Source organism: Alteromonas sp. K632G (genome assembly GCF_017653625.1).
Taxonomy (GTDB): domain Bacteria; phylum Pseudomonadota; class Gammaproteobacteria; order Enterobacterales; family Alteromonadaceae; genus Alteromonas; species Alteromonas naphthalenivorans.
The window spans coordinates 1-955 of sequence record NZ_JAGGDM010000057.1 but is presented as its reverse complement, the minus strand read 5'-3'; the positions used below and the strand labels follow the sequence as shown (position 1 = coordinate 955).

Here is a 955-nt window from a genome sequence, read left to right as displayed (position 1 = left end):
CTTTGGTTTGCTTAGATTAAAGAATCTTAGCTACAACACCAGCACCTACAGTACGGCCACCTTCACGGATAGCGAAGCGTAAACCTTCGTCCATCGCGATTGGTGCAATAAGTTCTACTACGAACTTAAGGTTGTCACCAGGCATTACCATCTCTACGCCTTCTGGAAGCTCTACAGCACCAGTTACGTCAGTTGTACGGAAGTAGAACTGTGGACGATAGCCTTTGAAGAATGGAGTATGACGGCCACCTTCGTCTTTGCTTAGTACGTATACTTCAGCTTCGAATTTAGTGTGTGGGTTGATTGAACCAGGCTTAGCTAGTACTTGACCACGTTCAACGTCTTCACGCTTAGTACCACGTAGAAGAACACCAACGTTCTCACCAGCGCGACCTTCGTCAAGAAGTTTACGGAACATTTCAACACCAGTACAAGTCGTCTTAGTCGTATCTTTGATACCAACGATTTCTACTTCTTCACCAACTTTAACAATACCTTGCTCTACACGACCCGTTACTACTGTACCACGGCCTGAGATTGAGAATACGTCTTCGATTGGAAGAATGAACGGCTTATCGATAGCACGCTCTGGCTCTGGGATGTATGAATCAAGAGCTTCACCAAGTTCGATGATTTTCTTTTCCCATTCTGCATCGCCTTCAAGGGCTTTAAGTGCAGAACCTTGGATAACTGGAAGGTCATCGCCTGGGAATTCATATTCGCTAAGAAGTTCACGAACTTCCATTTCTACTAGCTCTAGAAGCTCTTCATCATCAACCATGTCACATTTGTTCATGAATACGATGATGTAAGGAACACCAACCTGACGACCAAGTAGGATGTGCTCACGAGTCTGAGGCATAGGGCCATCAGTCGCAGCTACTACTAGGATAGCTCCATCCATCTGTGCAGCACCGGTGATCATGTTTTTAACGTAATCAGCGTGTCCTGGGCA

General features: G+C 45.7%; 1 protein-coding gene. It reads right to left on the bottom strand.

The features are described from left to right. Nucleotides 1-16: 16 nt before the first annotated feature. The coding region (gene tuf / locus J5X92_RS20850; protein WP_208806429.1) for an elongation factor Tu at nucleotides 17-955 on the bottom strand (939 nt) is incomplete at its 5' end.